Source organism: Streptomyces sp. NPDC091279 (genome assembly GCF_044757465.1).
Lineage (GTDB): Bacteria > Actinomycetota > Actinomycetes > Streptomycetales > Streptomycetaceae > Streptomyces.
The window spans coordinates 785,579-808,111 of sequence record NZ_JBIVVA010000002.1 but is presented as its reverse complement, the minus strand read 5'-3'; the positions used below and the strand labels follow the sequence as shown (position 1 = coordinate 808,111).

Sequence of the window (22,533 nt, the reverse complement as noted above, 5' to 3'; positions counted from 1 at the left end):
CATGACCTGCCACAACGGCAGCAACTTATCCCGCGCCACGCAGGGCACCCGGGATTCTCCGCCACACCACCCGGCCCGCGCCCGCCTCGCCCCGGGTCAGTCGCCGTCGGGTCAGTCGCCGTCGGGCTGGTCGTCCTCGGGGGTCGTGACGTCGACGAGGTCGGCGCGGCCCTGGGAGTTGAGGCTGAGGATGGGGACGGCCTTGTCGCGCGGGTTGCCGTCGTTGTGGAAGGAGAGGAAGCCGCTCGCGCCCGCCACCGGCTGGCCGTCCATCTGGTGGAACATCCGGCCCACCGCCTCGCCGGTCACCTCGGGTCCGCCGGAGGCCAGTTCGATGCCGTGGGCGGCGGTGAGGACGGCGTCATGGGCCATGATGTCCTGGCTGTCGGAGCGGTCGTCGCCGGGGAACCAGCGGTCCATCTGCTCGCCCTTCTGGAAGTACCGGGCCGAACGCTCGGAGACCCGGTCGGGGGCGTTCTTCCACATGTCGCGGTGGGCGAGGCCGGTGTAGAGGACGTGCACGGCCTTCGCGGCGGCCCGTTCGATCTGGACCCGGCTGAGGTTGGAGGTGTCGTCCCCGGCGATGACGGTGAACTTCTGCTGCGTGCAACTGCGGTTGGCGAGCCGGTTGAGGAACGTCGTCAGGTGCTGGCCCCGGCCCGCGAAGAAGATGACGTCCGGTCTCTTGTCGCAGATGTTCACCGGGATGTTCTGCAACTCCGTCTTCCACACGCCGGGCTTCCCCGACGAGTCGTAGGTCATGCTCTCCGCGACCAACTGGTGTTTCCCGTCGGGGAACGCCTTGCTGAACGCGGCTGTCAACGTCCGTGCGTAGAGGTTGCGTCGGGCGACGTCCTCGACGATGACCGCGCGGTGGAACCCGGCGTTCTTGAGGTAGGTGGCGGCGGCGTACGCCTCGTCGGTGTTGTCGGGGGCGACCCGCACGAATCCCGGGATGTTCTTTATGTTGGTGGCCGTCATGGTGCTGGCGACGGTGGCGATCCCGGCGGCCGACAGCTTCTTCAGGGCGGCCAGGTTCCGTTCGGTGCTGGGGCCGAGGCCGGTGACGGCGACGAGCTTGTCGTCGGAGTCCTTGCGGCGGATCAGCTCGTCGACGGTGTGTTCCCAATGGGCCGAACTGCTCCCGGTGTTGGCGAGCAGCAGCCTGATCTTCGGGGAGGAGGCGAGGTCGCCGCGGTTGTGCCGGTACTGCGCGAGATAGGCGCCCTCCAGCTCGTGGCGGACGGATTCGGCGGAGTTGCTGTCGTCGTCCGTGACGGTCAGGGACGTCATGTAGGCGACGCTGACATACGGCTCCTTCTTCTCCGCGGCCTCCTTGACGACCTGGGCGTTCTCCTTCCTGATCCGGTCCTCGACGAGGTCGAGGTGGTGGGCGAAGACCCAGGAACCGTCGGTCACGCCGACGCACTCGCCGTCGCCGAGCTTCACGACCCCGTCGCCGCAGCGCGCCCTGGCCTCGCTCACCCAGTGCACCGTGAGCGGCACGGTGACGGCGAGGACCGCGACGACCAGGACGACGATCGCGACGCGGCGCACGATGTGCAGTGGCCATTCGAGTCTCGGACGCATCCGCGTTCTCACCCCTCGCTCGTGACGGTCAGCGGATGGCGCCAGTGCCGGTAGCGTTCCGCCTCGTTGAACAGCGCCACCACGTCGTTCCTGCGCAGTCTCGACAGTTGGTTGAACCCGTCGGCGATCAGGTCGTTCAGCCGCATGCCCGGGTCGGTGAGCGGGTCGCTCCACAGCCACCGGACGGTGACCAGTTCCCGGATCACGGACTCCGCGGTGATGGTGGCGGAGGGCGCGGCCGGGCCGAGCGAGGCGAACAGCTGGAGCGGTCCTCCGGCGGTCGGGAGCCGGTTGGGCGCGGCGGTGATCGCGTTGAACTCGCTGATCCAGCGGGCGGCCGGTGCCTGGGCGAAGAGGGTCACCAGATAGCCGGTGACCTCGTCCGTGCACCCCCAGGCCAGCCGGTGGTACATCTCCTGGACCGGTCGCCGCCCCGCCCTGAAGTGCTCGGCGAGCAGTTCGTTCACCGTGTCCCAGTCGTCCGGGCGCCGGGCGAGCCGCCACAGCAACAGCCGGCGCAGCCAGGGGTGCAGGGTCGGTGCCACGGACGGGGAGAGCAGCAGCCAGCGGGCGCGCATCTCGCCGAACAGCGCGTCCCCGGGGCTGAGGACGCGGGTGCCGATGGACAGGTCACGGGCGGCGGCGCACTCGGCGAGGGTGTCGCGCGCGCCCTCGTCCAGGCCGTGCAGCAGGTGATCGAGGGCGGCGTCGCAGAGCGTCGGGGTGTCCTCGCCGTCGCGCAGGGTCCGCTCCGGCAGGGTGCGCAGCCACCGGTCCTGTTCGGCGCCGTCCTCCGCCGGTACCCCCGACTGCCGAAGGACGCCCGTGACTTGGTGCACCGCCCGGGGAAGCCCGCAGGTCAGCCGGTGCACGAAGGGCGCGAGCCGGGTGAACGGCGCGAGGTCGGGGTGGCGGCGCATCTCCAACTCCATGCGGATGCGCACCTCGTCGAGGTTGAGGTCGCGCAGTCGCAACGGGTACCACCAGGTGTCGTCGCTGTCGCGGGTGGGTCGGTGCTCGCTCCAGTCGGACAGCGCCGCCCGGTCGGGGCCGCGCAGCCGCCACGGCCACTGATCCCCGGTGGCGGGTCCCCAGCGGGGCAGCCAACGGTTCGAACTCGCCACGATGGTCAGCGGATCGCAGGTCGTACCGGCCACCACCGTGTCGTCGTGCCGGGCGCGGATCAGCAGGTCGAGGAAGCGACGGCCGTACTCCGTATGGGAGTTGTCGAGCAGCAGCAGATACGAGCGGGGCATGAAGGAGTGCGACACGTTCTGCCGCAGGTCCTCCAGGAACGCCGAGAACAGCACCCGGTCCAGTCGGTCCTGGTCGTCGACGTCGCCGTTGTGCCGCCAGAGGTTCAGCTCGACCAGCGCTTCCCAGGCGTCCTGGCTGCGGATGAGCGGGTGGGCGCCGTACCAGGCGGCGCTGCTGGTGAACTTGCGGCTGGGCAGCCGGCGTCGGCCGATCCGCAGCGCGTCCTGCAACAGGGCGAGCGCCGCGCTCGACGCGCCGTCCGGGGCGCCGACCGCGCCCCCGGCCACCTCGAAGAAGGCGGCGAGGTAGTCCCCGTAGCGTGCCTCGGTCTGCTCCTGGAAGGCGTCCAGTTCGCGCCGGATGGTGCGCCGCCCCTCGACCAGGGTGGTCATCCGCAGCTCGTGGTCGGAGGCGAGCAGCCCGAGCCGCAGCCGGGGGAAGTGGGAGCGCAGGTATTTCGGCAGCTTGCGTTCGAGCTGCCGGGCGAGCAGGGCCAGGCCGTAACGGGGCAGCAGGGCGTGCTCGACGCCGAGGTTGACGTAGGCGAACGGGTTCTGCGGGCCGAACTGCTCCATGAGCGCGCTGTGGGCCTCGCTGGCGCCGCTGCCGCGCGGGCCGAGCAGGATGGTCACCGGGCGCTCCGCTGCGGGCGGTTGTGTGAGGCACTCGCCGACCAGGGAGACGATTCCGCTCCGGCCTCTGAGGCCCATCCCCACTCCGGACTCCGTCACGCGCCACCGCTCCCCCGAGCATCAGCCGACCGACCGGAACCAGTCGGGTGTGAATGGTCCAGTCTAGCGACAGAGCAGGACAATGGCCCCTGTTTTCACGGCAATTGACTGCGCCCTTCCAGGCGGACGAGCCCTGTCACCGTGGTCGACTGCCGTCGCACGGGGCCCACCGATGCTCGCCCGGGGGCCCGCCGCGCGGCTTCCGGGACACGCTCGGACCTGCCCGGTTCCGGCCGCGCGCCGGGGCAGACTGGGCGTTCGTCACCGCCGCTCACCACAGAAACCGAGGAACGTCATGGCCGTGAGGGATCTGGACGACTTCAAGGCGCTGGAGCCGTTCTTCCGCGTCGTCGGGGAAGGGCTCGCCGGGCTGGTCGACGGGGACCACTTCTTCGACTGGTTCGCCGAGGACGCCGTCACCGAGTACGTGGTCACCGTCCCGGGCTACCCCCGAAGGATCGAAGGCCGGGACGCGCTGGCCGAGTTGTACCGCGGCTACGGGAACGCGATGGTCGTGGAGAGCGCCGACGGTCTCGCCGTCCACCACGACCGCGTGACCTCGGTGGTCGTCCTCGAATACGCGGTGCACGGCCGCGCGGTCTCCACGGGCCGGGCGTACGACAACCACTTCGTCTCCGTGATCACCCTCAAGGACCGCAGGATCACCCACTGGCGCGACTACCTCGACCCCCTGGCCGTCCTCGAAGCCCTCCAGATCCCCTTCCCGGCAGACTCCAACTCGGCGGACTGACCGGGCAGTTGAAGGTCCATCTGTCGGTAGGCGGCCGATGGCTCGCACGCCCGGTCGGCAAGGTTGCCCGAAAAGGGCTCAACCCCCTTGTCACCGGCCCGGGTTGAGGCAACTGCCATGGACCGTCCCACGTCCCTCCCCCCGACCGAGCTGATCACCAGCCCAGTTGGGGGAGAACATGCGAGCACGTACGACTCTGGTCGCCGCCACGGCCGTTGCACTGACTACGGCACTGGCGGCACCGGCACTTGCGGCGACGGACGACCACGCGGCGACGGGCACGGCCGTGCGGGCGGCGGTGGCAGCGGGCGTTCCCGGTGTCACCGCGACCGCCCAGGACCGGCGGGGCACCTGGTCGACGACGGCCGGGGTGGGCAACCTCCGTACGGGCGACCCGCGTTCGGCCGACGACCGCTACCGGGTCGCCAGCATCACCAAGACGTTCGTCGCCACCGTCGTGCTCCAACTGGAGGCGGAGGGACGGCTGTCGCTCGACGACACCGTCGACACCTGGCTGCCCGGCGTGGTCCGGGGCCATGGTCACGACGGCCGCCGCATCACGCTCCGCCAACTCCTCAACCACACCAGCGGTATCTACGACTACACGTCGGACCCGGAGTTCACGACCAGGTACCTCCTGGCGGACGGGTTCCTCAAGCACCGCAACGACACCCGCACGCCGGGTGAGTTGGTGGGGATCGCGATGGCCCACGGGCCGGACTTCACGCCGGGGACCTCGTGGAGCTACTCCAACACCAACTACATACTCGCCGGGATGGTGATCGAGAAGGCGACCGGGCACGGGTTCGGCCAGGAGATCGAACGGCGCGTCATCGAGCCGCTGCGACTGAGGGCGACATCGGTGCCGGGCACCCGGTCGACGGTCCCGTCCCCGAGCAGCAGGGCGTACTCGAAACTGGCGCCGACGGCCGAGGGCAGGACGTACGACGTGACGCGGCTGAACCCGTCGCTCGCGTCGGCGGCGGGCGAGATGATCTCCAGCTCCGCCGACCTGAACCGTTTCTACTCGGCGCTCCTGCGCGGCCGGTTGCTGCCGCCGCAGCAGCTCAAGGAGATGAAGACGACGGTGCGGCTGGACGGCGTCCCGAACCTCTCCTACGGCCTCGGTCTGATGGACCAGACCCTCTCCTGCGGTGTCCATGTCTGGGGCCACACCGGCGGAATCCACGGCTCCGCGTCCGTGGCGACCACCACGGCGGACGGCCGCCACTCCCTCGCCCTGAATTTCAACGGGGACTGGGCGGGAGACCTGAACCAGGTGCTGGAGGCGGAGTACTGCGGAGACTGACCCGGCCGGGTGGAGTCGGGCAGGGCGGTCGACCGGGGCGGGTGCCCCGGTCGGCGCGGTGCGTTGACAGTCGTCGACGCCCGGTGGGCATGTGGGCGGCGGCGCCGTGGGGTGCGGTCGCCGATCACCGTTTCCCGGGAGGAACTGTGCCGGTCCGTATCTGGTCGAGACGCTGGGCGGTCGCCGCGCTGGTGCTGCTGATCGCCGCGTCCGCCGTCGTCCGGTACACCGCGTACGGCATCCCGCACATCGTCGCCCGGGACTACCCGAGCCTCGGTTTCGGCACCGGCTGGGCCCAGGCCCAGGACGCGGTGTGCGATCTCGCCGAGGCGTTCATCACCGTACGCGGCGAGCGGTCCCGGCACTTCGGTGCGCGCGGTGCGCCCAACCCCCGCGCGTCCGCCGCCACCACCAACCTCGCCAGCGACCTGTTCTACCGGGGCGTACGGGACACCGGCACCGTCGAACGGCTCATGGCGACGCCCCCGTCGACCGGCCCGAGCCACCGGAGCGCCGAACTCCGGCGCGGCTGGGCCGCCGGCTACAACGCCTGGCTGCGGCAGGAGCGCATCACCGATCCGGCGTGCGGGAAGGCCCGTTGGGTCCGTCCGGTGACCGCCGTCGACGTCGCCGCCCTCGAATTCTCCGTCGGCCTGTTCGGCGGCCAGGCACTCGGCATCGACGGCATCACCGCCGCCCGCCCGGGAGCACCCGCACCGCCGACGCGGCACAGCCGACCCCCGACCTCACCAGGACAGCCGAGGCCGCACACCAACTCCTCTCCCCCGCCTCGGAGTTGCCCGGCCGAGACACGTCCCTGGCCTCCAACGCCGTTGCCTTCCACGGCTCCACGACGGCGAACGGACGCGGCCTGCTGCTCGGCAACCCGCACTTCCCGTGGCGGGGGCAGCTGCGCTTCTGGCAGTCCCAGCAGACCATCCCGGGTGAACTGAACGTCGCGGGCGGCTCGTTGCTCGGTTCGGCGACCGTGTCCATCGGCTACACCGCCGACATCGCGTGGAGCCACACCGACGCCACCGGCATCGCCATGAACCTCCACCAGCTGACCCTGGACCCGGCCGACCCGACCACCTACCTGGTGGACGGCCGACCCGAACGCATGACCCGGCGCACCGTCACCGTCCCGGTCGACAACGGCGGTGAGGTGACCCGCGTCCAGTGGTGGACCCGGTACGGTCCCGTCCTCACCTCCCTCCCCGGCGGTCTGACGCTCCCGTGGACCGCGACCAGCGCGTACGCCCTGAGCGACCCGGGCGCCGCCAACCTCCGGGGTGCGGACACGGCGCTCGGCCTGGCCAAGGCCCGCAGCACCCGCGAGATCCTGACGGCCCTGAACCGCACCCAGGGCCTCCCCTGGGCCAACACCCTCGCCGCCGACTCCGCCGGGCACACCCTCTTCAGCCAGTCCCAGGTGCTGCCCCGCATCACCGACGACCTGGTCCGCCGCTGCTCGACCCCGCTCGGTCACCTCACCTACCCGGACTCGGGGTTGGCGGTTCTGGACGGCGCACGCGGCGACTGTGTCCCGGGCACGGACCCGGACGCCGTGCAGCCGGGCACGTTCGGCCCCGCCGCCCTGCCGCTCCTCCAGGACGCCCCGTACGTGGAGAACTCCAACGACAGCGCCTGGCTCACCAACGCCGACCGTCCGCTCACCGGTCATCCCCGGATCTTCGGCCCGACCGGCACGCCCCGCTCGCTGCGCACCCGAGGGGCGATCGAGGACGTCTCCGCGCTCGCGGCCAGGGGCGGGCTGACGGTCGCGGATCTCCAGCGGCAGCAGTTCAGCAATCGCGCGCCCGCTGGTGATCTCGCCGCCGCCGAGACGGCCCGTGCCTGTGCGGCGTTGCCGGGCGCGGTCAGGACCGCCGACGTCACTGCGGCCTGCCGGGTCCTGGCCCGCTGGGACCGCACGATGAACCCCGCCAGCCGGGGCGCCCTGCTCTTCGACCGTTTCTGGCGACGGCTCCTTGCGACAGTGCCCCCGGCCGACCTGTGGACCGTGCCCTTCTCCCCCGCCGACCCGGTCCACACCCCGCGCGTCCTCAACACCGCCGCCCCGGGCTTCTCCCAGGCCCTCATCGACACCGTCGCCGAACTGCGCTCCACCGGCACGGCGCTGGACGCGCGACTGGGCGAGCACCAGTTCGTCACGCGCGGCGGGCAGCGCATCCCGGTGCCGGGCGGCACGGACGCGCTGGGCGTCTGGAACACCATCGAGCCCGACTGGGACCCGACGGTCGGCGCGTACCCGGACGTCCCGTACGGCACCAGCTACCTCCAGGCGGTGACCTGGACCAACGACCACTGCCCCGACGCCCGCACCCTCCTCACCTACTCCCAGTCCCCCAACCCCCGTTCCCCCCACACCGCCGACCAGACCCGCCTCTTCTCCACCGCCCACTGGGTCACCCCGCCCTTCTGCGAGGGGGAGATCCGCAGGGCCCCGGGCTTGCGAACGGTGACGGTACGGGAGTGAGGGGACTCGGCCGAGCTTCGTTCGGGGCCGCGCCGAACTCCCCGTCTCCTCACGGCAGTCCCGGCCCGGACCCGAAGGTCGAGTACAGCGCCGACGCCGGACTCATCGCCCGGGGGAGGGCTGGCCGACCTGGTGCGCCGGGGTGCGGACCGGCGGCGGCTACCGTCCGTCGCCGGTCCGCCGGCCCGGCCTCACTTCAGATGGCGGGCGAAGAACTGCGCCGCGCCCTCCCCCGCGGACTCCGGGACGCCGGTGTGCCCACCGAGATGCGCGTGCAGGGACTTCTCCTCGGACCCGAAGGCGTCGAAGAGGTCCAGGGCCGCCTGCCGGTCGTTGCCCTCGTCGTCCCACTGCAACAGCACATGCAGGGGAACGGTGATCTGCCGGGCCTCCTCGAACAGGGCGCGCGGCACGAAACTCCCCGCGAACAGCACGGCGGCCGAGATGCGGGGCTCGACCCTCGCCAGCCGGATGCCGAGGGAGATCAGGCCCCCCGAGTATCCGACCGGGCCGCCGATTTCGGGCAGTGCGAGGAGGGCGTCCAGGGCGGCCTGCCATTCCGGCACCGCCTGGCCGATCAGCGGGAGGACGAGGGCGTCGACGATCTCGCCGCCGACCGGCTCACCGGCTTCGATCGCCCGGCGCAGGTCGGCGCGGGCCTGCTCGACGGCGGGCCAACGGGGCCGGTCGCCGCTGCCGGGAAGCTCGATGGTGGCCGTGGCGAAACCGTCCGCTGCGGCACGCCGGGCCCGGCCCACCAGCCGGGGGTACATCCGGCGCAGCCCGAGCGGAGGTTGCCCGAGCAGGATCAGCGGCGCCGGTGTCGACGCGGGGGCGGATGCGGGCGTCCACAGGATGCCGGGGATCTCGCCGAGGGTGAATTCGCGTTCGAGGACGCCGTCGTCGAGGCGCTGCTCGTCAGTGAAACGCATGGTCGTGCCTTTCGGAAGTGCACTGGAACGGCGCTCCCGGACGACCCACCTACCGCCCGACCATGACCCCGGAGGAGAGCACCCATGTCGATACAACGCTCACGGATACCACCTCCTCGATCTCCCGCACGGCCTCCGGAAAGGTAGCAGGGCTGATCCTGGCAGCCAACGGGTTTTTGCGGGGCGTGAGTGGCCGGATCGGCCGTCGGGACACTGGGGGTGCCTGGGTCCTCCGCGGCACCGCGATCCTCTCCGAGGGGGCGGATGTCGCGCGCGAAGTGGGCCAGGGTCGGGAAGCGTTCAGGGTCGGCGACCGCGCGCAGCAGTTCGGTCTTGCTCCGGAAGTGCCGGTAGAGGCTGGAGGAATCGGTCCCGAGGACCACGGCCAGCTTGCGCACGCTGAACGAATCCGCGCCGCTCGTGCGCAGCAGCTCCGCCGCCGCGTCCAGGATCTCTTCGGTCGCCCAACGCCTTCGGCCCGCCCCTCTTCGCTGGCGCAGATGCAACGCACCGTCCCGGTCGTCTCCCAAGAGGGCAGGACGATCGACTACGGCCTCGGCCTGCACCCGATGGAAGGCCCCGGCCAAGACATCTTCTGGGGCCATGGCGGCACGGTCTGGGGCGGTGGCACGCCGGCCATGACCGGTGCCGACGGCAAGCGGCAACTGTCCCTCGCCGTGAACCTCCAGCGGTGGAACAGGCTTGCCCCCTCCGGCAAGCCGCAGCTCCACCCCATCGACGACGCCCTCGCGGCTCTGTACCGCGTGGCGATGCACGGCTGACCTGCCGGGAGAACGGCACGTGGTACTTCCTTGCTGAAAGCTGGCCACATGATCGGTCACACCAGAGCCCTGGAACGCAAGAGACCCCACATGAAGTGGGGTCTCAGCTGGTGTCCGAGGGGGGACTTGAACCCCCACGCCCGTTAAAGGGCACTAGCACCTCAAGCTAGCGCGTCTGCCATTCCGCCACCCGGACTAGGTGTCTGTCGCCTGGCCGGGGGTGTTCCCCGCGGCGACATGGACAACAATACCAAGCTTTCGGAGCGCCTTTCACCTGCATATCCGTCCCGTGGGCGGGGGTGCGGCGGGGTGCGGGCGAGCACTCGCGGCCGATCACCTGGGGTGACTTCTCCATCACTCCTAGGTGTATTCCTCGGCCTGGGGTACCTGCGCCGCACGGACCAGCGCGGCCGCCGTTTCCTCGCCCAGGCGGTGAGGGGAGAGGCGTCGGCTCGACGTTGTTCTTGTGCCGGGGTGCCGCCGGGCCGTGGTCGGGACTGATCGTCCGGCATGGCATGAGCGGGGTGGGTTGAGAAGGTGAGGGGCTGGACGTAGGCCGACGTTTCCTGGCCGGGCAGGAAGCGGGCGTGGTCCCGGGTCGGCGCGGTGCAGCAGGACGACGTCGCCATCGGCGACCGCGGCACCGGTGTCGCGGTCGCCTGCGAAGGAGACGCAACCGATCTCGGGCGCCCGCACCAGCGCCCGGGACAGTTCGCGCCCGCTGTCGCTGACGAGGGTCACCGGAATTCCCTCGCGGGCGGCGAGCGCACTGGCCAGGATGAGGGACGCGGGACCACCGTCGGTCGGGGTCTTGGCGATCACCGCGTTGCCCGCCCATGCCTGTACCAGTAATCAGTGAACGAGCACGCTCGCCGGATAGTTCCAGCTCGCGAAGTTCGACACCGGGCCGTCCAGCGGGCCCGGCCGACGATCTTCGGCCCGTTCCCGTCGACGTCCACGTCAGCCCGCGCCAGCCGCCAGGGCTTGCCGATCTCCCAGACCACGAGCGGCGCGAGGAGATCGCGGTGCTCGACGAGGGCGTGAGGGTGGCCGTCGTCTGCTCTGCTCTCCGTGTGCAGGCGGGGGCGGGGAGTGCAGGGCCGTTACGCGCGCGTGGAGGGGCGGTGCGGGGATGTCGAGGAGGTGCTGATCGCCGTTGCCGTCAATCGGTGGCGGTGCTGCTCCCTCGTTCGGGGGGTTCGAGACGTTCGCGTACGAGCTTCGCTGTCTCGGTCGGGGTCCGGCCGACCTGTACGCCGACGGCTTCCAGGGCCTCCTTCTTGGCTCGCGCGGTGCCCGTGGAACCGGAGACGATCGCACCGGCGTGGCCCATCGTCCTGCCGTCCGGCGCGGTGAAACCGGCGATGTAGCCGACGACCGGCTTGGTGACGTGGGCGCGGATGTACGCGGCGGCGCGCTCCTCCGCGTCGCCGCCGATCTCGCCGATGAGGACGACGAGTTCGGTGTCGGGGTCGGCCTCGAAGGCGGCGAGGCAGTCGATGTGGGTGGTGCCGACGACGGGGTCGCCGCCCATGCCGACGCAGGTGGAGAAGCCGATGTCGCGCAGTTCGTGCATGAGTTGGTAGGTGAGGGTGCCCGATTTCGAGACCAGGCCGATGCGTCCGGTTCGGGTGATGTCGGCCGGGATGATGCCCGCGTTGGACTGGCCGGGGGTGATCAGGCCGGGGCAGTTGGGGCCGATCACGCGCGTGCCGCGGGCTTTCGCGTGCGCGTGGAAGGCGACGGAGTCGTGGACGGGGATGCCCTCGGTGATGACGACGGCGAGGCCGATCCCGGCGTCCGCGGCCTCGATGACGGCCTCTTTGGCGAAGGCGGGCGGCACGAAGACGACGCTGACATCGGCGCCGGTGGCCTCGATGCCGTCGCGCACGGTGCGGAAGACGGGGACGGAGCGGTCGTCGAAGTCGACGGTGCGGCCCGCCTTGCGCGGGTTGACGCCGCCGACGACGTCCGTGCCGGCGGCGAGCATGCGCCGGGTGTGTTTCATGCCCTCGCCGCCTGTCATGCCTTGGACGAGGATCTTGCTCTCCTTGGCGAGGTAGATGGCCATGTCGTCCCGTCTCCCTAGGCGTTGGTGGCGAGTCGGGCGGCCCGGCGGGCGGCGCCGTCCATGGTGGTGGCCTGCTGGACCAGCGGGTGGGCGTGGTCGGCGAGGACGGCCCGGCCGCGCTCGGCGTTGTTGCCGTCGAGGCGGACGACGAGCGGCTTGGTGAGCCGTACGGTGTCCAGGGCCCGGACGATGCCGTCGGCGACCTTGTCGCAGGCGGTGATCCCGCCGAAGACGTTGACGAGGACGGACCGGACGTCGGGGTCGGAGAGGATGACGGCGAGGCCGTCCGCCATGACCTGCGCGGAGGCGCCGCCGCCGAGGTCGAGGAAGTTGGCGGGGCGGGCGCCGCAGCCGGCGACCACGTCGAGGGTGGCCATCACGAGTCCCGCGCCGTTGCCGATGACGCCCACCTCGCCGTCGAGCTTCACGTAGGTGAGGCCTTTGGCGGCGGCCCGGGCCTCCAGCGGATCGGCGCGCTCCGCGTCGGCGTCATCCCAACGTGTCTGGCGGAAGCGGGCGTTGTCGTCGAGGGTGACCTTGCCGTCGAGGGCGAGGACGCGGCCCTGCCGGGTGCGTACGAGCGGGTTGACCTCGACGAGGAGGGCGTCCTCGCGGACGAGGACCTGCCAGAGCCGGACCAGGACGTCGACGGTCTCCGGCGGCAGTGCGGCCGCCTCGGCGATCTCGGCCGCCTTGGCCGGGGTGACGCCCTCGGCGGGGTCGACGGGGACGCGGGCCACGGTCTCGGGGCGGGTCGCGGCGGCCTCCTCGATGTCCATGCCGCCCTCGGCGGAGGCGATCGCGAGGAAGGTGCCGGACGCGCGGTCGAGGACGTAGGAGACGTAGAACTCGCTCTCGATGTCGACTGGTTCGGCCAACATCACCGTGTCGACCGGGTGTCCCTTGATGTCCATGCCGAGTATCTGACGTGCCGTCAGGTAGGCGGCGGCCGGGTCGGCGGCGATCCTGACGCCGCCCGCCCTGCCCCGCCCTCCGACCTTCACCTGTGCTTTGACCACGGTCTTGCCGCCCAGCCGGCGGGCGATCTCGCGGGCCTTCGCGGGCGAGTCGGTGACCTCGGCCCTCGGTACCGCGATGCCGTGTTCCTCGAAGAGTTCCCTTGCCTGGTGCTCGTACAGGTCCATCTCGGCTCCTGTCTGAAAAGTGCCGCACGCCTCTGGACACGACCTGACGGATGCGGGATAACAAGGTTCATACAGTATTCGTCGACTGTATGCAATGTACGGAGAGAGCGTTCCAACCCCCTACGAAGGGACAGGACTTCGCCATGTCCGACGACACTCAAGACGTCATTTCCGGTGGTCATCTCGTTGCCAAGGCACTCAAGGCCGAGGGGGTCGACCGCATCTACACCCTGTGCGGCGGCCACATCATCGACATCTACGACGGCTGCGTCGACGAGGGCATCGAGGTCGTCGACGTCCGCCACGAACAGGTCGCCGCCCACGCCGCCGACGGGTACGCCCGCATCACCGGCAAGCCCGGCTGCGCCGTCGTCACCGCCGGACCCGGCACCACCGACGCCGTCACCGGCGTGGCCAACGCCTTCCGCGCGGAGTCACCGATGCTGCTCATCGGCGGCCAAGGGGCCCACACCCAGCACAAGATGGGCTCCCTCCAGGACCTCCCGCACGTCGACATGATGACGCCGATCACCAAGTTCGCCGCGACCGTCCCGGACACCGCCCGGGCCGCCGACATGGTGTCCATGGCGTTCCGCGAGTGCTACCACGGCGCGCCGGGACCCGCCTTCCTGGAGATCCCCCGTGACGTGCTGGACGCCAAGGTCCCGGCCGCCACCGCGCGCGTGCCGCGCCAGGGCGCCTACCGCGCCTCGACCCGGTCCCCGGGCGACCCCGACGCCGTCGAGAAGCTCGCCGACCTGCTGGTGCACGCGGAGAAGCCGGCCATCCTGCTCGGCAGCCAGGTGTGGACGACCCGGGGCACCGAGTCCGCCGTCGACCTCGTCCGCACCCTGAATGTCCCCGCCTACATGAACGGCGCCGGACGCGGCACCCTCCCGCCCGGCGACCCGCACCACTTCCAGCTGTCGCGCCGGTACGCCTTCTCGCACGCCGACGTCATCGTCATCGTCGGCACCCCCTTCGACTTCCGCATGGGCTACGGCAAGCGGCTCTCACCGGACGCGACGGTCGTACAGATCGACCTCGACTACCGCACCGTCGGCAAGAACCGCGACATCGACCTCGGCATCGTCGGCGACCCCGGCCTGGTGCTGAAATCGGTGGCCGAGGCCGCCTCCGGGCGCATCAACGGCGGTGCGGGCCGACGCAAGGAATGGCTCGACGAGCTACGCGCCGTCGAACAGACCGCACTGGAGAAGCGGCTGCCCAGCCTGAAGTCCAACGCCTCCCCCATCCACCCCTACCGGCTGGTCAGCGAGATCAACGACTTCCTCACCGAGGACTCCCTCTACATCGGTGACGGCGGCGACATCGTCACCTTCTCCGGGCAGGTCGTCCAGCCCAAGTCGCCCGGGCACTGGATGGACCCGGGCCCGCTCGGCACCCTCGGCGTCGGCGTCCCCTTCGTGCTGGCCGCCAAGCAGGCACGCCCCGACAAGGAGGTCGTCGCCCTCTTCGGCGACGGCGCCTTCTCCCTCACCGGCTGGGACTTCGAGACCCTCGTCCGCTACGACCTCCCCTTCGTCGGCATCGTCGGCAACAACTCCTCCATGAACCAGATCCGTTACGGCCAGGCCGCCAAGTACGGCCAGGAGCGCGAGCGGGTCGGCAACACCCTCGGCGACGTCCACTACGACAAGTTCGCCCAGATGCTGGGCGGTTACGGCGAGGAGGTCCGCGACCCCGCCGACATCGCCCCCGCGCTCCAGCGGGCCCGCGAGTCCGGCAAGCCGTCGCTGATCAACGTCTGGGTCGACCCGGACGCGTACGCCCCCGGAACCATGAACCAGACGATGTACAAGTGAGGTGACCTTCATGTCCGGTACGTCGGCCAAGGCACTCGAAGGAATCCGCGTCCTCGACATGACGCACGTCCAGTCCGGACCCTCGGCGACGCAACTGCTCGCCTGGCTCGGCGCGGATGTCGTCAAGCTGGAGGCACCGACCGGTGACATCACGCGCAAGCAGCTGCGCGACCTCCCGGACGTGGACTCCCTCTACTTCACGATGCTCAACTGCAACAAGCGGAGCATCACCCTCAACACCAAGACCGAGCGCGGCAAGGAGATCCTCACCGAGCTGATCCGGCGCTCCGACGTCATGGTCGAGAACTTCGGACCGGGCGCGGTCGACCGTATGGGCTTCACCTGGGACCGCATCCAGGAGATCAATCCGCGGATCGTCTATGCCTCCATCAAGGGGTTCGGGGACGGCCCGTACACCAACTTCAAGGCGTACGAGGTGGTCGCGCAGGCCATGGGCGGGTCGATGGCGACGACCGGTTTCCAGGACGGGCCGCCGCTGGCGACGGGGGCCCAGATCGGGGACTCGGGCACGGGCGTCCACGCCGTGGCGGGGATACTCGCGGCGCTGTTCCAGCGCGAGCACACCGGGCGCGGTCAGCGGGTGAACGTGGCCATGCAGCACGCGGTGCTCAACCTCTGCCGGGTGAAGTTGCGCGACCAGCAGCGCCTGGCCCATGGCCCACTCGCTGAATATCCCAACGACGACTTCGGCGACGAAGTTCCCCGGTCCGGGAACGCGTCCGGCGGCGGCCAGCCCGGCTGGGCCGTCAAGTGCGCGCCGGGCGGCCCCAACGACTACGTGTACGTCATCGTGCAGCCCGTCGGCTGGCGGCCGCTGACCGAGCTGATCGGCCGGCCCGAGCTGGCCGAGGACCCCGAGTGGGCGACGCCGGAGACCCGGCTGCCGAAGCTCGGCAAGATGTTCCAGCTGATCGAGGAGTGGTCCTCGACGCTGCCCAAGTGGCAGGTGCTGGAGAAGCTCAACGCCCACAACATCCCGTGCGGGCCGATCCTGTCGACCAGGGAGATCATCGAGGACGCGTCACTGGTCGCCAACGAGATGGTCGTCACCGTGCCGCACCCCGAGCGGGGCGAGTTCGTGACCGTCGGCAGCCCGCTCAAGCTCTCCGACTCCCCCGTGGACGTGACCAGTTCGCCGCTGCTGGGCGAGCACAACGAAGCCGTCTACATCGGCGAGCTGGGGCTCGGCGACGAGGAGCTGCGCCTGCTCAAGTCGAACGGAGTGATCTGACGTGATGGCCGAAGACCGGGAACTGAGGGTGCGTTCGCTCCTGGACGCCGTGCGGGCCGAGGGCCGCTCCGCGCTCACCGCGCCCGAGGGCAAGATCATCGCCGATGCCTACGGGATCGCCGTACCGGGCGAGGAGTTGGCGACCGACGTCGACGAGACGGTAGCACACGCGGCACGCTTCGGCGGGCCCGTCGTGATGAAGATCGTCTCGCCGGACATCCTGCACAAGACCGACGCGGGCGGGGTGGTCGTCGGTGTCGAGGGCGCAACCGACGTGCGGGCCGCGTTCCACCGGATCGTCGAGAACGCGCGCGCGTACGACGCCGCCGCGCGGATCGAGGGCGTGCAGATCCAGGAGTTGCTGCCGCAGGGGCAGGAGGTCATCGTCGGGGCCGTCACCGATCCGACGTTCGGGAAGATCGTGGCGTTCGGGCTCGGCGGGGTGCTCGTCGAGGTCCTCAAGGACGTCACGTTCCGGCTGGCGCCGGTGAGTTCCGACGAGGCGCTGTCGATGCTGGAGTCGATCAGGTCGGCGGAGATCCTGCGCGGGGTGCGCGGGCAGGCGGGGGTGGACCGGTGGGCGGTCGCCGAGCAGATCCGGCGGGTGTCCCAACTGGTCACGGACTTCCCGGAGATCGCGGAGGTCGACCTCAACCCGGTGATCGCGACCCCTGGGGGTGCCGTCGCCGCCGACATCCGCGTGATCCTCGCCGACCGGCAGCCACCGGTACGGCGCCGGTACGCGCGCGAGGAGATCCTCACCTCGATGCGCCGCCTGATGCAGCCCTCGTCGGTCGCCGTGATCGGTGCCTCCAACGAGCAGGGCAAGATCGGCAATTCGGTGATGCGCAACCTCGTCGACGGGGGCTTCGCCGGGGAGATCCATCCGGTGAACCCGAAGGCCGACGACATTCTGGGCCGCAAGGCGTACAAGAGTGTCACCGATGTCCCCGGCGAGGTGGATGTCGCGGTGTTCGCGATCCCCGCGCGGTTCGTGGCCGCCGCTCTGGAGGAGGTCGGGCGCAAGAAGATCCCCAACGCCGTGCTGATCCCCTCCGGGTTCGCTGAGACCGGCGAACACGCGCTCCAGGACGAGATCGTGGCGATCGCCGAGCGGTACGGCGTCCGGCTCCTGGGGCCGAACATCTACGGCTACTACTCCACCTGGCACGACCTGTGCGCCACGTTCTGCACGCCGTACGACGTCAAGGGCGGCGTCGCGCTGACCTCGCAGTCCGGCGGGATCGGGATGGCCATCCTGGGCTTCGCGCGCACCACCAGGACGGGCGTGTCGGCGATCGTGGGACTGGGCAACAAGTCGGACCTGGACGAGGACGATCTGCTGACCTGGTTCGGCGAGGACCCGCACACCGACTGCATCGCGATGCATCTGGAGGACCTCAAGGACGGGCGCGCGTTCGTGGCGGCCGCGCGGGAGACGGTGCCGAAGAAGCCGGTCGTGGTGCTGAAGGCGGGCCGCACGGCGGCGGGTGCGAAGGCGGCCGGCTCGCACACCGGGGCGTTGGCGGGCGACGACGCCGTCTACGACGACATCCTGAAGCAGGCCGGGGTGATCCGCGCGGCGGGTCTGAACGACATGCTGGAGTACGCGCGCGCGTTGCCGGTCCTTCCCACTCCGCAGGGTGACAACGTCGTCATCATCACCGGGGCCGGCGGCAGCGGTGTGCTTTTGTCGGACGCGGTGACCGACAACGGCCTGTCCCTGATGGAGATCCCGCCGGACCTGGACGCGGCCTTCCGCGCGTTCATCCCGCCCTTCGGGGCCGCCGGGAATCCCGTCGACATCACCGGGGGCGAGCCGCCGTCGACGTACGAGGCGACGATCCGGCTGGGGCTTGAGGACCCGCGCGTCCACGCGCTCGTCCTGGGCTACTGGCACACCATCGTCACGCCCCCGATGGTCTTCGCGGAGCTGACCGCGCGCGTGGTGGCCGAATTCCGGGAGCGGGGCATCGAGAAGCCCGTGGTGGCGTCTCTCGCGGGCGATGTCGAGGTCGAGGAGGCCTGCCAGTACCTCTACGAGCGTGGAGTCGTGGCGTACCCGTACACGACCGAGCGGCCGGTGGACGTGCTCGGCGCGAAGTACCGCTGGGCGCGTGCGGCGCGGCTGCTGGGAGGCGGTTCATGAGGTGAGGGCGAGGGTCCGGCCGACGGTGTGCGGCCGGACCCGGGACCCGGGTGTGCACGAAAGGCATTGGACAGGGGGCGCTGGCCAGAACTTTCGATGCAAGGGGTGCTGCACGATGACAACTACGGACTGTTCCTTACCCGTTCCCTTTCGAGAAGTGACGGACCGCAACGGACGCGGGTACCGGGTCGGCGAGTCCGATGTGGACCTCATGGGCCGCACGCGCGCGTGGATGGTCGTTCTGCCCTGGGTGGCCATGACAAGCGCGGGTGCCGCCGCGTGCGCGTTCGCCGCGGCGGGCGGGGCGCACGTGTGGAGCGACGAGCACGTCTTCCGGCTGCTGGGCGTCTGGATGTGCTTGCAGGCGGCCGTGGCCCTCCCTGCCGGGCGGCTGCGGGTCAACGGCCGACTGACCGCCCGTACGGCTCTGCTGATCGGCGCCTGTGCCCCGTTGACGGGATGGCTCTTCCTGGCCGCTCTGCCCGGCACGCGCGTGGGCTCCTTCGGGTTCGCCGTGTGCGGTGGTCTCGGCGCCGGGCTCGTCCAGGTGACCTGTGTGAGCTTGGTCGGCACGTGGTGTCCGGAGCGCAAGGGCGGCCGGACGGGCCTCGTCAGCGGCGGCTTCGCCGTCGGGTCCGCGCCCTTCCTGTTCCTGTTCGCCGCGTCCGTGGATCTGGCTCGCCATCAGGCCGTCTGCGTGGCCGTGGGTGTGGGGCTGTGTCTGGTGGTGGCGTCGGCCGGTCGGCTTCTCCAGGACCCGCCGAAGAACTGGTGGCCCGACCACGTCGACCCGCTGCGCAGGCCGGTCGACCCGACGATCCGCCGGGCTCTGGAGAGGAACCCGCCCGCCGCGAAACAGCACACTTCTCAAGAAGCCGCGCGCACGCCCGTCCTGTGGCTGATGTGGCTCTGTCTGCTGGGCACGGCCGGAGTGAACGTCTTCGGAGTCGTCGTCCAGATGTCGTTCGCCGAAGACCTGGGCTTCCCGCGCGGGACGCTCGGCACGGCTGTCGCCTTCATGGCGCTCGTCAACGGCGTCGGCCTCGGCGCCGTCGGGAGGCTCTCGGACCGCTACGGGCGGCGCAACGCGCTGGTCCTCGCCTGCGTCGTGCTGGGCACCGCGCAGTTCGGTGTGCTGGTGGCGGGGGAACGGGGCAGCGAACCGTTCCTCCTGTTCTGGTTCCTGGTCTGCGGGCTCGGCGGTGCGGCGGTGTTCCCGCTGTGCGCGGCGATGACGGCGGACTTCTTCGGCGAGAACGACAACGCCTCCCACTACGGCCTGGTCCACAGTTCGACGCTGGTCTCCGGGCCTGTCGGCGTGGGCCTGGGCGCGGCCGTGGCCGGGGGCGCGTGGAGCTGTCACGGCGCGCTCGTGCTGGCGGGTTCCGCCGGGCTGGCGTGTGCCGTGCCGGCGCTCTTCCTGATATCCCCGGGCCGAATGAGGGTCCGGCGCATCGTCCCCAATCCGCAACCGCTCGGCGAGGAGATGGCCTGACATGACCGTGGACCCCATCGCAGCCGGCCAGACGTCGGCAGGCCCTGACGCCGCGAACCGTCGTCCCTACCGTGAAGTGACCGACCCACGAGGTCGCGTGTACCGCGTCGGCGAAAGTGACCGGGACATCCTCGGTCACTCCCGCAAGATCATGGTGTACCTCCCCTGGCTGGCCATGATGGCCATCAGCGTCTTCGAATACGCGTACGGCTCGGCGGAGGACACCCTGTCCCACGCGCACGGCTGGACGCAGAGCAACACCTTCTGGATTCTGAGCGTCTGGGTGTTCTTCCAGGCCGGTATCGCCTTCCCGGCGGGCTGGCTGCGCGAGAAGGGCCTCCTGACGGCCCGCAGGGCCATGTTCATCGGCTCCGCGATGTGCCTGGTCGGGTTCGCGGCCCTGTCGCATCTGAGCAACGTGTGGCTGGCCATCATCGGCTTCGGGGTGGTCGGCGGTGTCGGCGCCGGTCTGGTCTACGCGACCTGCATCAACATGGTCGGCAAGTGGTTCCCCGAACGTCGGGGCGCCCGCACGGGTTTCGTCAACGGCGGCTTCGCGTATGGGTCGCTGCCGTTCATCTTCATCTTCAACTACGCGTTCGACACCGCGAATTACCACCGGGTCCTGGATCTGATCGGCATCTACATCCTGATCGTGGTGTTCGGGTGCGCGTTCTTCTTCAAGGACCCGCCCAAGAACTGGTGGCCCGCGGACATCGATCCACTGACGTTCTCCGGTGACGCGAAGAACGCGGCGAGCCTCGCCAAGAACCCCCCGGCCGCACGGCAGTACACGCCGAAGGAGGCCGTCAGGACGGGCATGCTGCCGCTGATGTGGCTGGCCATCGTGTTGACCGCCGGCGTGTCGATCTTCGGGATCTCCTTCCAGGTCGACTACGCCAAGGAGGTCGGTTTCGGCCCGCTGGTGGCCGCCTCGTCGATGGGCGTCATGGCCGTCATCAACGGCATCGGGCGCGGTGTGGTGGGCTGGCTGTCGGACAGGTGGGGCCGCAAGTCGACCCTGGTGTTCGTCATCGTGGTGCTGGGGCTCGCCCAGTTCGGCGTGATCCTGGCGGGTGACCTGAAGAGCGAGTCGTTGTTCCTGTTCTTCGCGTTCCTGTCCGGGTTCGGCGGCGGCGCATTTTACCCGATGTTCGCGGCGCTGACGCCGGACTACTTCGGGGAGAACTACAACGCCTCCAACTACGGCCTGGTCTACAGCGGCAAGCTGATCAGCGGCCTGTTCGGCGGCGGCCTCGGTTCCATGGTCGTCGCGGCCTGGGGCTACAACGGCGCCTATGTGCTGGCCGGGGTCGTCTCGATGGTCGCGGCGGGCATCACGCTGCTGCTGCGGCAGCCCGGCCGGGGCCCGAAGACGACACCGGTTCCGCAGCCGCAGACGACCGGCTGAGCGCGTCCCGCACGCGCGCGTGAGGAGGCCCTCCCCCTGGTCGGGGAGGGCCTCCTCACGTGTGCGGGGCCTTCAGTGCTTCTCGCGGAGCGTGTGCAGATAGGCGCTGGAACGGCGCGCGAAGCGGAGGGAGTCGGCGGGCAGGTCGTGCTCGGTCTGCCAGTGGTGGGCCAGGCGTTCGCCGCGCAGCCGGTTCACCGCGGTGATGAACTTCCGGTAGTCGATGTCGCCGTCACCGACGTCGACCATCTGATAGCCGAACGGATTCTGCGGGTCGCTGACACCGTCCTTCACGTGGAAGAGCGGGTAGCGGTGGGGTTGGCGCAGAACGTAGTGGATCGGTTCGAACGGCGCGGGCGTGCCGTCGGGGCGCGTGGAGAAACGGAACTGGCCCGCGTACGCCCAGAAGATGTCCATCTCCAGGAACACCAGGTCGGGGTCGGTCTCGGCGAGCAGGACGTCGTAGAGCCGGACCTTGGGGTTGTCACTGGCGAAGCCGAACTCGTCGGAGTGGTTGTGCTGGTAGAACTTCATGCCCCGCGCCCCGGCCGCCGCGCCGTAGGTGTTGAACTCGGCCGCGGCACGTTTCCACGCGTCGACCGTGTCGCCGTAACGGAACGGTCCTGATGCGGTGCCGATGTGCTGGAGGCCGAGGGCCTGGGCGTCGTCGAGGACCCGGGTGAGGTTCTGGGCGAACGTGTAGGCGTTCGGGTCGTCGGAGTAGTAGCCGACGTGGCTGCCGATCGGGTGGAGGCCGTGGTCGCGGGCCAGCCTGCGGAGCCGGGCGAGGGTGATGGGCCCTGCGGAGCCCTGGGTGTATCCGGCGAACTCGACCTCGTCGTACCCGTACCTCTCCAACTCGGCGAAGACGGGGGCGAAACCGAGCGTGGCGACCTTGTCGCGCAGGCTGTACAGCTGGATGCCGAGCCGGCCGGGCGGCAGGACGGGACGGCCCCGGTCGTGGCCGTGTCCGGCGGTCGACGGGGTGGTGGCGGCGGTCGCGGGGGTGGCCACGGCGCCCAGCAGGGCGGCCGCGGTGGCGCCTGCGGCCACGCCGAGCATGCCGCGTCTGCCGATGCGGTGGGTGAGTTCGGGGTCGGGCTGCGAAATGCGGCTCATGTCTGGAACTCCCTGGGATCTCGGGCCGTTGTCAGTGGTGGGTGCTTCACTGGTGACCAGTCGGAACGGACCGGCCAGTTGGAGCTGGAGTGAGGCCTGGGTTGAGCCTGGGCTGGGGCCTGGAGTGACATCAGGTCGGGGCCGCGACGTGGTCGCCGACCGCACGGGGGAGGTGGAGCAGATGAGGAGCGGACGGTCGTCGTCGCTCGCCGG

13 protein-coding genes, 1 tRNA gene and 4 pseudogenes are annotated in these 22,533 nt (G+C 70.4%); 9 read left to right on the top strand and 9 right to left on the bottom strand.

Going from position 1 to position 22,533, the window contains the following annotated elements:
- Positions 1-111: 111 nt before the first annotated feature.
- Together ACIQOU_RS07070 and ACIQOU_RS07065 are read right to left on the bottom strand one after the other, a co-directional pair.
- Positions 112-1,590 carry an ABC transporter substrate-binding protein gene (locus ACIQOU_RS07070; protein WP_401534542.1) on the bottom strand — a complete coding sequence of 493 codons (1,479 nt, stop codon included), beginning with the start codon at positions 1,588-1,590 and terminating at the stop codon, positions 112-114.
- 8 nt (positions 1,591-1,598) lie between these two features.
- Positions 1,599-3,578, bottom strand: a complete 1,980-nt coding sequence (locus ACIQOU_RS07065; RefSeq protein ID WP_401534540.1) for a hypothetical protein — start codon at positions 3,576-3,578, stop codon at positions 1,599-1,601.
- A 295-nt stretch (positions 3,579-3,873) separates the two neighbouring features.
- Here ACIQOU_RS07065 and ACIQOU_RS07060 point away from each other — a divergent pair, with 295 nt between their 5' ends.
- The 3 genes and pseudogenes from ACIQOU_RS07060 (at position 3,874) to ACIQOU_RS07050 (ending at position 8,138) form a co-directional block, all read left to right on the top strand.
- Entirely contained in the window at positions 3,874-4,329 is a 456-nt protein-coding gene (locus ACIQOU_RS07060; protein ID WP_401534539.1) for a nuclear transport factor 2 family protein, read from the top strand.
- Positions 4,330-4,507: 178 nt separating this feature from the next.
- Entirely contained in the window at positions 4,508-5,638 is a 1,131-nt protein-coding gene (locus ACIQOU_RS07055; protein WP_401534538.1) for a serine hydrolase domain-containing protein, read from the top strand.
- Between the two features lie 158 nt (positions 5,639-5,796).
- Positions 5,797-8,138, top strand: a pseudogene (locus ACIQOU_RS07050) (penicillin acylase family protein).
- Positions 8,139-8,329: 191 nt separating this feature from the next.
- Here the strand turns inward: ACIQOU_RS07050 and ACIQOU_RS07045 are convergent.
- Positions 8,330-9,070: an alpha/beta hydrolase gene (locus tag ACIQOU_RS07045; protein ID WP_401534536.1), complete on the bottom strand. Its 741-nt coding sequence runs from the start codon at positions 9,068-9,070 to the stop codon at positions 8,330-8,332.
- Positions 9,071-9,375: 305 nt separating this feature from the next.
- Positions 9,376-9,501: pseudogene (locus ACIQOU_RS07040) on the bottom strand (helix-turn-helix domain-containing protein); the annotation flags it as partial.
- Positions 9,502-9,552: 51 nt separating this feature from the next.
- On the opposite strand from ACIQOU_RS07040, the pseudogene ACIQOU_RS07035 reads away from it, so the two are divergent.
- Positions 9,553-9,852 (top strand): annotated as a pseudogene (locus ACIQOU_RS07035) (hydrolase); the annotation flags it as partial.
- Positions 9,853-9,960: 108 nt separating this feature from the next.
- On the opposite strand, the gene ACIQOU_RS07030 reads toward ACIQOU_RS07035, so the two are convergent.
- The 4 genes and pseudogenes from ACIQOU_RS07030 to sucC form a co-directional block, all read right to left on the bottom strand.
- A tRNA-Leu gene (locus ACIQOU_RS07030) sits at positions 9,961-10,048 on the bottom strand.
- A 434-nt stretch (positions 10,049-10,482) separates the two neighbouring features.
- A pseudogene (locus ACIQOU_RS07025) lies at positions 10,483-10,892 on the bottom strand (aldehyde dehydrogenase family protein); the annotation flags it as partial.
- A gap of 122 nt (positions 10,893-11,014) precedes the next feature.
- Positions 11,015-11,923 (bottom strand): succinate--CoA ligase subunit alpha, encoded by a 909-nt coding sequence (gene sucD, locus ACIQOU_RS07020; RefSeq protein ID WP_401534535.1) that lies wholly within the window; start codon positions 11,921-11,923, stop codon positions 11,015-11,017.
- Between the two features lie 14 nt (positions 11,924-11,937).
- Positions 11,938-13,068 carry an ADP-forming succinate--CoA ligase subunit beta gene (gene sucC / locus ACIQOU_RS07015; RefSeq protein WP_401534533.1) on the bottom strand — a complete coding sequence of 377 codons (1,131 nt, stop codon included), beginning with the start codon at positions 13,066-13,068 and terminating at the stop codon, positions 11,938-11,940.
- 143 nt (positions 13,069-13,211) lie between these two features.
- Here sucC and ACIQOU_RS07010 point away from each other — a divergent pair, with 143 nt between their 5' ends.
- The 5 genes from ACIQOU_RS07010 (at position 13,212) to ACIQOU_RS06990 (ending at position 21,201) form a co-directional block, all read left to right on the top strand.
- Positions 13,212-14,894 carry a thiamine pyrophosphate-binding protein gene (locus ACIQOU_RS07010; protein WP_401534532.1) on the top strand — a complete coding sequence of 561 codons (1,683 nt, stop codon included), beginning with the start codon at positions 13,212-13,214 and terminating at the stop codon, positions 14,892-14,894.
- Positions 14,895-14,904: 10 nt separating this feature from the next.
- Positions 14,905-16,146 carry a formyl-CoA transferase gene (frc, locus tag ACIQOU_RS07005; RefSeq protein WP_401534531.1) on the top strand — a complete coding sequence of 414 codons (1,242 nt, stop codon included), beginning with the start codon at positions 14,905-14,907 and terminating at the stop codon, positions 16,144-16,146.
- 4 nt (positions 16,147-16,150) lie between these two features.
- The gene (locus ACIQOU_RS07000) at positions 16,151-18,295 is read left to right on the top strand and encodes an acetate--CoA ligase family protein (protein ID WP_401534529.1); all 2,145 of its coding nucleotides are present in this window, start codon (positions 16,151-16,153) and stop codon (positions 18,293-18,295) included.
- 115 nt (positions 18,296-18,410) lie between these two features.
- A complete protein-coding gene (locus tag ACIQOU_RS06995) occupies positions 18,411-19,790 on the top strand; it encodes an MFS transporter (protein WP_401534527.1) in 1,380 nt (459 codons plus the stop codon).
- Position 19,791: 1 nt separating this feature from the next.
- A complete protein-coding gene (locus ACIQOU_RS06990; RefSeq protein ID WP_401534526.1) occupies positions 19,792-21,201 on the top strand; it encodes an OFA family MFS transporter in 1,410 nt (469 codons plus the stop codon).
- 72 nt (positions 21,202-21,273) lie between these two features.
- Here ACIQOU_RS06990 and ACIQOU_RS06985 read toward each other — a convergent pair whose 3' ends face one another.
- On the bottom strand, positions 21,274-22,320 hold the full coding sequence (locus ACIQOU_RS06985) for a sugar phosphate isomerase/epimerase family protein (RefSeq protein ID WP_401534523.1): 1,047 nt from the start codon (positions 22,318-22,320) through the stop codon (positions 21,274-21,276).
- Positions 22,321-22,533 lie beyond the last annotated feature (213 nt).

What these genes read in the sequence shown, in the direction of transcription:
- ACIQOU_RS07070 (WP_401534542.1), bottom strand. Translation starts at nt 1,590, where the DNA reads ATGCGTCCGAGACTCGAATGGCCACTGCACATCGTGCGCCGCGTCGCG.
- ACIQOU_RS07060 (WP_401534539.1), top strand. Translation starts at nt 3,874, where the DNA reads ATGGCCGTGAGGGATCTGGACGACTTCAAGGCGCTGGAGCCGTTCTTC.
- ACIQOU_RS07055 (WP_401534538.1), top strand. Translation starts at nt 4,508, where the DNA reads ATGCGAGCACGTACGACTCTGGTCGCCGCCACGGCCGTTGCACTGACT.
- ACIQOU_RS07045 (WP_401534536.1), bottom strand. Translation starts at nt 9,070, where the DNA reads ATGCGTTTCACTGACGAGCAGCGCCTCGACGACGGCGTCCTCGAACGC.
- sucD (WP_401534535.1), bottom strand. Translation starts at nt 11,923, where the DNA reads ATGGCCATCTACCTCGCCAAGGAGAGCAAGATCCTCGTCCAAGGCATG.
- sucC (WP_401534533.1), bottom strand. Translation starts at nt 13,068, where the DNA reads ATGGACCTGTACGAGCACCAGGCAAGGGAACTCTTCGAGGAACACGGC.
- ACIQOU_RS07010 (WP_401534532.1), top strand. Translation starts at nt 13,212, where the DNA reads ATGTCCGACGACACTCAAGACGTCATTTCCGGTGGTCATCTCGTTGCC.
- frc (WP_401534531.1), top strand. Translation starts at nt 14,905, where the DNA reads ATGTCCGGTACGTCGGCCAAGGCACTCGAAGGAATCCGCGTCCTCGAC.
- ACIQOU_RS07000 (WP_401534529.1), top strand. Translation starts at nt 16,151, where the DNA reads ATGGCCGAAGACCGGGAACTGAGGGTGCGTTCGCTCCTGGACGCCGTG.
- ACIQOU_RS06995 (WP_401534527.1), top strand. Translation starts at nt 18,411, where the DNA reads ATGACAACTACGGACTGTTCCTTACCCGTTCCCTTTCGAGAAGTGACG.
- ACIQOU_RS06990 (WP_401534526.1), top strand. Translation starts at nt 19,792, where the DNA reads ATGACCGTGGACCCCATCGCAGCCGGCCAGACGTCGGCAGGCCCTGAC.
- ACIQOU_RS06985 (WP_401534523.1), bottom strand. Translation starts at nt 22,320, where the DNA reads ATGAGCCGCATTTCGCAGCCCGACCCCGAACTCACCCACCGCATCGGC.